The sequence below is a fragment of the Streptomyces brasiliensis genome (genome assembly GCF_014647875.1).
GTDB classification, from domain to species: Bacteria; Actinomycetota; Actinomycetes; order Streptomycetales; family Streptomycetaceae; genus Streptomyces; species Streptomyces brasiliensis.
The window spans coordinates 40,701-48,246 of sequence record NZ_BMQA01000050.1; the positions used below are offsets into that span (position 1 = coordinate 40,701).

Consider the following 7,546-nt stretch of genomic DNA (forward strand, 5'->3'; position numbering starts at 1 on the left):
TCTCGGGGGACGGCGGCCGGCGCGGCCGGTCCCGGGCTCGTGCCCGTTGCCACTTGTGATCGGGAGTTACGCCGAATGATCTGCAGTCCCGCCGCAGGTCCTTGCCGACCTCGTGGCCGACGTCGCCGAGATCCGCCCGCTCCTCGACATCCCGCAACCCGTCGTGACGCGAGTCCGAGTGCACGTCACCGCCGGGCAGATGGCAGGGATGATCGCGATCGTGCTCCACGACCTCGACGCCCAGAAGCAAGCCCAGGACTGGTTCTCGACCGCCGCCGCGACTGCTCAGGAAGCCGGGGACCGCCAGCTGCAGGCATGGGTGCTCGTCCGTGCGGCGGTGGTCCCGATCAACTACGGCGCCCCGCAGACCGCCGCAATGATCGCCGAGCGGGCCCCGCATGCCGCTGAAAGCCCGTCAACCGCCGTGGCGAGGCTGGCCGCTGCTGTCGCCGCCCGCGCCTACTCCCTGACCCACAGCCCGAGTAGACCCGCCAGGCGGGCGCCGCCGCCTAGGTGTTGCGGGGGATGACGTTGGTGACAGGCCGGTCGAGTTGAGGTAGCGCCGTTCCGTCCGGCTGCTCGCGCAGGATGGGCGACGGACCTCGCAGCGGTCTTCCACCTGCCTGACAGTTCCAGCCCGTCATGCGTCACACAGCCCCTCCTGTGACGCGGCCGGGCGACGGTGCGTTGACGCATTCCGATATAGGCATATGATGGCGTCATGGCACGAGCGGCGACGACCTCGGACGCGTTCAACGCGATCGCCGAACCGCAGCGGCGGGAGATCCTGGTGCTGCTGCGGGGCGGCGAGCGGCCGGTGACCGACCTGGCGCGGAACCTGGGGATGACCCAGCCGCAGGCATCCAAGCACCTGCGGGTCCTCCGGGAGGTCGGGCTCGTGCGGGTCCGCGGGGCGGGCAAGCAGCGGCTGTACGGCCTGGACGCCCGCGGGCTGCGGCCGGTCCACGAGTGGGTGGGCGGCTTCGAGCGGTTCTGGAGCGAGAGCTTCGACCGGCTGGACGAGTACGTGCAGGAGTTGAAGCAGGCAAGGCAGGAGGGACCACACGATGGCGACGACCAGTAGCGGCGGCGAGGCTGCGCACGCGACCGCGGACCGCGAGATCGTGATCTCCCGGGTGATCGGCGCCCCGCGGGAGCTGGTGTTCGAGGCGTTCACGCGAGTCCGGCACCTGTCGCGGTGGTGGGGACCGGAGGGCTTCACCACCAACACGCGGTCCTTCGAGTTCCGCGTCGGCGGGGAGTGGGACTTCGTGATGCACGGGCCGGACGGGACCGACTACCAGGAGTGGATCACCTGGCGGGAGATCGTCCCGCCGGAGCGGATCGCGCTGCTGCACGGCGAGTCCCGCGACGATCCGAACGCCTTCGAGTCGGTACTGACCTTCGAGCCGGCCGGCGAGCAGACCCGGATCGTGATGCGCGCGGTGTTCCCCACCAAGGAACTCCGCGACGAGGCCGTGGAGAAGTACCACGCGATCGAGAGCGGCGAGCAGACGCTGCGCAACCTGGCGGCCTACGTCGCGGAGGTCGCCCGGGAACGGTCCACGGGCCGCGGGCCGGCGACCGCCGGCGAGCCCATGACTGAGCAGGAGACCGGGCAGGAAGGGACGGTGCGCTGATGGCCGGGAAGGTGTTCTTCAGCGTGACGATGTCACTGGACGGCTTCATGGCGCCCGAGGCCGTGCCCGTCGAGTACGTATTCTCGCCCGAAGGTCAGAACGACCCGAGGGCCCAGCGCTGGATGACGAAGTGGTCGGAGCTGCAGGCATGGCTGTTCCCGCAGCGGTGGTTCCGGGAGAACCTCAAGCTCGGCGAGGGCGGCGAGGAAGGACTCGACAACGACATCGCACGGGCGACGTACGAGCGCACCGGTGCGAGCGTCATGGGCAAGCGCATGTTCGACGGCGGCGAGCTGGCATGGCCGGAGGAGGCGCCGTTCCACACCCCGGTGTTCGTCGTCACCCACACCAAGCGTGACCCGTGGGAGCGGCCGGGCGGCACCACCTTCCACTTCGTCAACGACGGCATCGAGAGCGCGCTGCTCCAGGCCCGCGAGGCCGCCGGCGACCGCGACGTGCGCATCGCCGGAGGTGCCGAGACGATCCAGGAGTACCTGGACAGCGGCCTGATCGACGAGTTCTCGATTACGCTCGCACCCGTCCTGTTCGGCACCGGCATCCGCCTGTTCGACCGCGTGGACCCCGCCCGCCTCGCGCTGGACCAGGCCCGCACGGACGCATCGTCCCGGGTGACCCACCTGACCTACACCGCCGTGAAACGCTGAGAGTCATCACGTAACGCTGTGATGTCCGTCCGGTCTGTGTACGGAGCGGGCGCGCCTGGGGTCCGGTGTGGTCCCACCAGGTCGCGGCCCGCGTCTTCGGCACGGATTTAGGTCGCACCGGTGCGAGCAGACGTGGTCGGGTGGCCCGGAGGCGAAACCCCTCCGGGCCACCCGACCACCCATGTCTGACGCCAGGTCACCACCCCGCCGCCCGAGGTATGATCACGCACCGCAACCGCCAGGTTGCCGAGAAGACCTCACTCTCAGGGTTGGCGAACACAATCGGGTCCGCTGAAGGCGCGGGGCCGGCTCAGGGAGGTTCCAGGTCTCGTTCACGTTCTTGGCGAGCTTCCGCCGGTGTTCGTTCCAGTGATCAGTGAGCGCTGCAACGGCTGGCTCGCCGCTGTCGGCCAGTCAGTTCATCGCGTAGGCGTGCCCCACCAGGTTCCGCATCAGAGGTGCCGCCTCCACGGTGTAACCCTGGTCGTACAGATCAAGGCCCTCGGCTTCACGGGCTGCCTACCGTCGGCGCGTGACTCGACGACCGTGCCGATCGCGGTGCCGTAGACCGGCTCGCCGACCCGGAAGGCGGGCACCCGGATTTGAGCGGTCTCGAACATCAGGTCGCCGCTCGCCGCGATCACCTGTTGGTACAGGTTCCGCACCCGGACCTGGCCGGCGGCCAGCTTCTGCGGAGGGAGCGTGACCACCTCGAGCAGTGAGCTGGGCGGCTGAGCCAGATCCCCACGATGCTCGCGCAGGACGACGGCGTATGGTCCCTGGACGGTCATGATGGAAGTCTCTCGGTCGGTCGTAGCCGGGCCTGAGCCTGTGGCGGGACGGCAGGGCGAGCTCAGAGCTGGGTTTCGCCGCCGTCCACGGCCAGCTCGATGCCGGTGGTGTACGTGGCGTCGAAGGCGAGGAATGCGGCCGCCTTGGCGAACTCCTCGACGGTGCCGTAACGCTTCATGGGGTTGCTCGCGGTCCGCTCCGCCCTGAACTGGTCGGCGGCCTCTTTGGACAAGTTCATCGTTTCCAGAATCCCCGAGTCGATGGGACCCGGGCTGATCGCATTGACACGAATTCCTCGCGGAAGCAGCTCGCGGGAGAAGGTGCGGGCCATCGAGCGCAGCGCCGCTTTGCCGGCCGAGTAGATGCTGGTGTCGACCAAGCCGATGACGTTCGCGATCGAGGTGGTGAGGACGACGCCGGCGTTCGTGCTCAGCAGCGGGGCGAGCTTCTGCACAGTGAAGAAGGCGCCCTTGACGTTGATCGCGAATAGTTCGTCGTACATCTCCTCGGTCGTCGACTCGAGGGGCGTGAGGGGTGAGATGCCGGCGTTGACGAACAGAGCCTCGATCGAGCCGAGCTCGCTCTTCACACGGTCGGCGAGCGTATCCAGGTCGGACAGTGAGGCCACATCGGCCCGGACGGCCACGGCATTCTCGCCGAGCCGCTCGCGCGCCGCGTCGAGCTTGGCCTGAGACCGGCCGGTGATCACCACGCGGGCTCCGCCTTGCACCAGCAGCTCTGCTACCGCGAGCCCCATGCCGCTGCTGCCACCCGTGATCACGACATTCTTGTCGCTGTAGTTACCCATGCCGAGGTTGCTCCGTTCCATCGCCAAAAACGTGGTGGTATGTCTGGATGTCGCCGTTCATGAAGTGAATCAGCGGCGGGTTTCGATCTTCATGTCACCTGAGGTGACCGTGCGGATGTGATCGCTGGCGAGCAGGCCGTGCGGAATGCCGAGGTCGATGGCGCTGACCTCGTCGAGGCGGGCCAGCTGGGAAGGAGTGAGGTCGACCTGCAGGGCACCCAGGTTGTCCTCCAGCTGCGCGATGGTGCGGGCGCCGATGATGGGTGCCGTCACGCCCGGGGAGTGCAGGGTCCAGGCCAGTGCGACCTGGGCGGGTGTGCGGCCCAGCTCCGAGGCCACCTCCTTCACCGCATCGGCGATGGCGAGGGTACGTTCGGTAACCATTCCCAGGGCGGCGTTGAGGCTCTTGCGGCTGCTGGCGGTTTCGCCGGCGACCGGGCCCGTCGGGTTCAGGTCCTCCCGGCTGTACTTGCCGGTGAGCAACCCGCCGCCCAGCGGAGAGAAGGGGACCACGCCCAGTCCCATCTCGCGTGCCATGGGGATCAGGTCACGCTCCCCGGTACGCTCGATCAGGCTGTACTCGATCTCCAGCGCGACCAGCGGCGACCAGCCGCGCAGGTCGGCGATCGTCTGCATGCGCGACACCTGCCAGGCCGGGGCGCTGGAGATCGCCACGTACAGAACCTTGCCCTGCCTCACCAGGTCGTCCAGGCCGCGCAGGATCTCCTCCACCGGCGTCCTGAAGTCCCAGACGTTCAGATAGAGCAGATCGATGTAGTCGGTGTTCAGCTGCCGCAGGCTGGCTTCCACCGACGCCAGCATGCTCTTGCGGTGCGTACCCCCGGAATTGGGGTCACCGGGCTGGCGCAGCGTCGAGTACTTCGTCGCCAGCACCAGTCCGTCGCGGTTGGTGCGGGTGAACTCGCCCAGCAGTCGCTCGGAACTGCCGTTGGTGTAGGTGCTGGCGGTGTCGAAGAAGTTGCCGCCGAGCTCGGTGTAGCGGTCGAAGAGCTTGCGCGCCTCCTCGCGTTCGGCGCCCCAGCCCCACTCGGTGCCGAACGTCGCCGTGCCCAGCGCCAGCGGTGAGACCCGCAGTCCGGAACGGCCCAGCAGTCGGTAGGTGTCGAGAGTGAGTGGCATCGTGTTCTCCTGTTAGTTGTGGTTCGTGGCGTTCGAGAGGTGCGGATCAGTGGTCGGCTCACCCGAGTTTCAGGCGCCGAGCCCGTAGCCGCCGGCCACGGCGACGTCCTGACCGGTGACGTAGCCGGCGGCGTCCGAGGCGAGGAAGGCGACGACTTCCGCGATTTCCTGGCCGGATCCAAAGCGCTCGAACGGGATCTTCGTGCGCATGGCGTCCCGGCCGCTCTGGGGAACTCCCAACTTGTCGAACAACGGGGTCTCGGTCGCCCCGGGACTCACGGCGTTGACGCGGATCCTGCGCGGAGCCAGTTCGAGCGCGAGCGAAGGCAGCATCGCCAGCAACGCGCCGCGCGTCGCCGCCCCCAGCGTGGCGCCAGGGCTGCCGCGACGGGCTCCGATGCCCACGGTCAGCACGATCGATCCGCCGTCGTTCATGAGCGGAAGGGCCTTCTGGAGGGTGAAGTACTGGCCCTTGAAGTTGACGTCGACCTGCTCGTCGAACGACTCCTCCGTCACATCGTCGACCGGTGCGGGGCGGAAGATCCCGGCGTTGAGGAACAGCAGGTCGAGAGACCCGAAACGTTCGGACACCGTCGCCACGAGAGCGTCGGTGTCGGCCAGAACACGTGCGTCGGATTGGACGACGAGTACGTCGTCGGGAAGCTCGAGCCTTGCTCGCGCGAGGGAATCGGGGTTCTGTCCGGTGACAGCGACCTGGTAGCCACGGGCGTGCAGTAGTTCGGCGGTCGCTCTGCCGATTCCGGTGGTACCGCCGGTGATGAGCGCTGCGGGCATGGGGGGCCTTTCGTCGAGCGGGCAGGGTCGGACATCATCAGTAACCGGAGGGGTCTCCGCTTGCGTCACTGTACACTAACCGGAGATGTCTCCGATTCGTTCCCCGCACCTCACCCGACACTCCCGATCGCGAAGGCCATGACACCTCCACGAAGCACCCTGCGCGCCGATGCCCAACGCAACCGAGAGCACCTGATCGTCACGGCCGCTGAGGCTTTCGCCTCCGGACAGGCGATCTCGCTGGACGCGATCGCCAAACGCGCGGGCGTGGGAACCGGCACCCTCTACCGACACTTCCCCACCCGAGAGGACCTGGTCGAAGAGGTCTACCGCGACCAGATCCGCCCTCTGCGCGATGACGCGCGAGTCCTCCTGGCTACCGAGCAGCCTGCACAGGCTCTCCACACCTGGATGCGCCACTTCGCCGAGTGGGCGGGCGAACGGCGCGGCATCTGCGAAGCCCTGGTCGCCATGAGCGCTTCCGGACGCTTCGGCACCGGACCGGTCTGCGATGAGGTCCAGCAAGTCCTGGGGATGGTGCTCGAGGCCGGCGCCGAGGCAGGAGAGCTGCGCAGCGACATCGATCCGGTCGACGTCGGCAGCATCCTCGCCGGCGTGCTCTCCGTGGCCGGTGCGCTCGAGCAGCGCGCCCAACTCGACCGCATGCTCACCGTCGTCGTCGACGGGCTGAGGCCGCACTAGGCAGGTCGAGGACGTGCCTGTCCTGCGCTGGTGTCCCGCGCCAGTAGTTGATCATTAGGGCGCGTATCGAGTCGTGATCAATTTGCGGGAATCGCCCTCGCGACGGGGCCTGGGTCGGTAGGTCTTCTTGCGTGACGCGAGGGCAACTGACTGACGAGGAATGGGAGTTCATCGGGCCGTACGTGCCGATCGGCGAGTACGGCCCGTATCCCGAGCGGCTGCGGCAGCAGTTCGAGGGGGTGATCTGGCGGTTCAAGACCGGCGGGCAGTGGCGGGAGATGCCGCAGGAGTTCGGCGCCTGGTCCACTGTGCACAACCGCTTCCGGCAGTGGCGTGACGCGGGCGTCTTCGAGGCCCTGCTGGAGGGCCTGATCGCGGAAGCAGCGAAGCGGGGCGAGGTGGACCTGTCCCTGGTCAGCATCGACTCCACCACCGCGCGCGCTCACCACGACGCCGCCGGGATGCACCTGGACCAGGACCTCCTTACCGCCCTGGAGAAGGCCGCTGCCGAGGAGGAGAAGGCCAGGGCCCGCAGCACGAGGCGCTTGGCCAGCTCTCCTTTGGTGGCGAAGCCACGTTCGTCGGGGACCTTCGCCGCCCGGCAGCGCTCGCGGTCGTCCGTCCAGGACCTGGGCAGGTACAGCTCCCGATCTACCAACGTGCGGCTGGTGCTGGTGCTGGTGCTGGTGCTGGTGGCGTAGGCGGCGAAGACGCCAATCTGGCAATTCTCGGTGCGTCCGCCGGTACCGGAGTATTGGCCCTGCACCCCGGCAGAGGTGGTGCCCTTCTTGACGAAGCCGGTGTCGTCGATGACGAGTACCCCGGCGTCGTCGCCGAGGTGCTTGGCGACGTATGACTGCAGGTCGTCGCGGACGTCGTCGGCGTCCCAGGTCGCTCCGTTCAGTAACCGCTGGAGGCCGTCGGGGGTGCGATGCCCGGCGAATTCGTCGGGTAGCTCCGGCGCATTGCTGCGCCGGAGCCCCCTCAGAACCGGCCGTGCCCGC

9 protein-coding genes and 2 pseudogenes are annotated in these 7,546 nt (G+C 68.1%); 6 read left to right on the forward strand and 5 right to left on the reverse strand.

The window, feature by feature from the left end:
- Window positions 1–112 precede the first annotated feature (112 nt).
- From IEZ19_RS38980 to IEZ19_RS38995, 4 genes are all read left to right on the forward strand, one after another.
- Window positions 113–529, forward strand: coding sequence for a hypothetical protein (locus IEZ19_RS38980; RefSeq protein WP_189316125.1), 417 nt, complete (start codon window positions 113–115; stop codon window positions 527–529).
- A gap of 192 nt (window positions 530–721) precedes the next feature.
- Window positions 722–1,084 carry an ArsR/SmtB family transcription factor gene (locus tag IEZ19_RS38985; protein ID WP_189316126.1) on the forward strand — a complete coding sequence of 121 codons (363 nt, stop codon included), beginning with the start codon at window positions 722–724 and terminating at the stop codon, window positions 1,082–1,084.
- On the forward strand, window positions 1,068–1,640 hold the full coding sequence (locus IEZ19_RS38990; protein WP_229841309.1) for an SRPBCC family protein: 573 nt from the start codon (window positions 1,068–1,070) through the stop codon (window positions 1,638–1,640). Before IEZ19_RS38985 ends, IEZ19_RS38990 begins: the two co-directional genes overlap by 17 nt.
- Window positions 1,640–2,305 carry a dihydrofolate reductase family protein gene (locus IEZ19_RS38995; RefSeq protein ID WP_189316127.1) on the forward strand — a complete coding sequence of 222 codons (666 nt, stop codon included), beginning with the start codon at window positions 1,640–1,642 and terminating at the stop codon, window positions 2,303–2,305. Before IEZ19_RS38990 ends, IEZ19_RS38995 begins: the two co-directional genes overlap by 1 nt.
- Before the next feature lie 452 nt (window positions 2,306–2,757).
- Here IEZ19_RS38995 and IEZ19_RS39000 read toward each other — a convergent pair whose 3' ends face one another.
- The 4 genes from IEZ19_RS39000 to IEZ19_RS39015 form a co-directional block, all read right to left on the reverse strand.
- Window positions 2,758–3,096: an MDR/zinc-dependent alcohol dehydrogenase-like family protein gene (locus IEZ19_RS39000; protein WP_189316128.1), complete on the reverse strand. Its 339-nt coding sequence runs from the start codon at window positions 3,094–3,096 to the stop codon at window positions 2,758–2,760.
- 62 nt (window positions 3,097–3,158) lie between these two features.
- Window positions 3,159–3,905: an SDR family oxidoreductase gene (locus IEZ19_RS39005; RefSeq protein WP_189316137.1), complete on the reverse strand. Its 747-nt coding sequence runs from the start codon at window positions 3,903–3,905 to the stop codon at window positions 3,159–3,161.
- 69 nt (window positions 3,906–3,974) lie between these two features.
- Window positions 3,975–5,045, reverse strand: coding sequence for an aldo/keto reductase (locus tag IEZ19_RS39010; protein WP_189316129.1), 1,071 nt, complete (start codon window positions 5,043–5,045; stop codon window positions 3,975–3,977).
- A 69-nt stretch (window positions 5,046–5,114) separates the two neighbouring features.
- A complete protein-coding gene (locus IEZ19_RS39015; RefSeq protein WP_189316130.1) occupies window positions 5,115–5,840 on the reverse strand; it encodes an SDR family oxidoreductase in 726 nt (241 codons plus the stop codon).
- A 138-nt stretch (window positions 5,841–5,978) separates the two neighbouring features.
- On the opposite strand from IEZ19_RS39015, the gene IEZ19_RS39020 reads away from it, so the two are divergent.
- Together IEZ19_RS39020 and IEZ19_RS51535 are read left to right on the forward strand one after the other, a co-directional pair.
- On the forward strand, window positions 5,979–6,542 hold the full coding sequence (locus IEZ19_RS39020; RefSeq protein ID WP_189316131.1) for a TetR/AcrR family transcriptional regulator: 564 nt from the start codon (window positions 5,979–5,981) through the stop codon (window positions 6,540–6,542).
- Between the two features lie 131 nt (window positions 6,543–6,673).
- Window positions 6,674–7,075 (forward strand): annotated as a pseudogene (locus IEZ19_RS51535) (transposase); the annotation flags it as partial.
- On the opposite strand, the pseudogene IEZ19_RS39025 reads toward IEZ19_RS51535, so the two are convergent.
- Window positions 7,066–7,546, reverse strand: a pseudogene (locus tag IEZ19_RS39025) (IS701 family transposase); the annotation flags it as partial. The pseudogenes IEZ19_RS51535 and IEZ19_RS39025 sit on opposite strands and share 10 nt — an antisense overlap.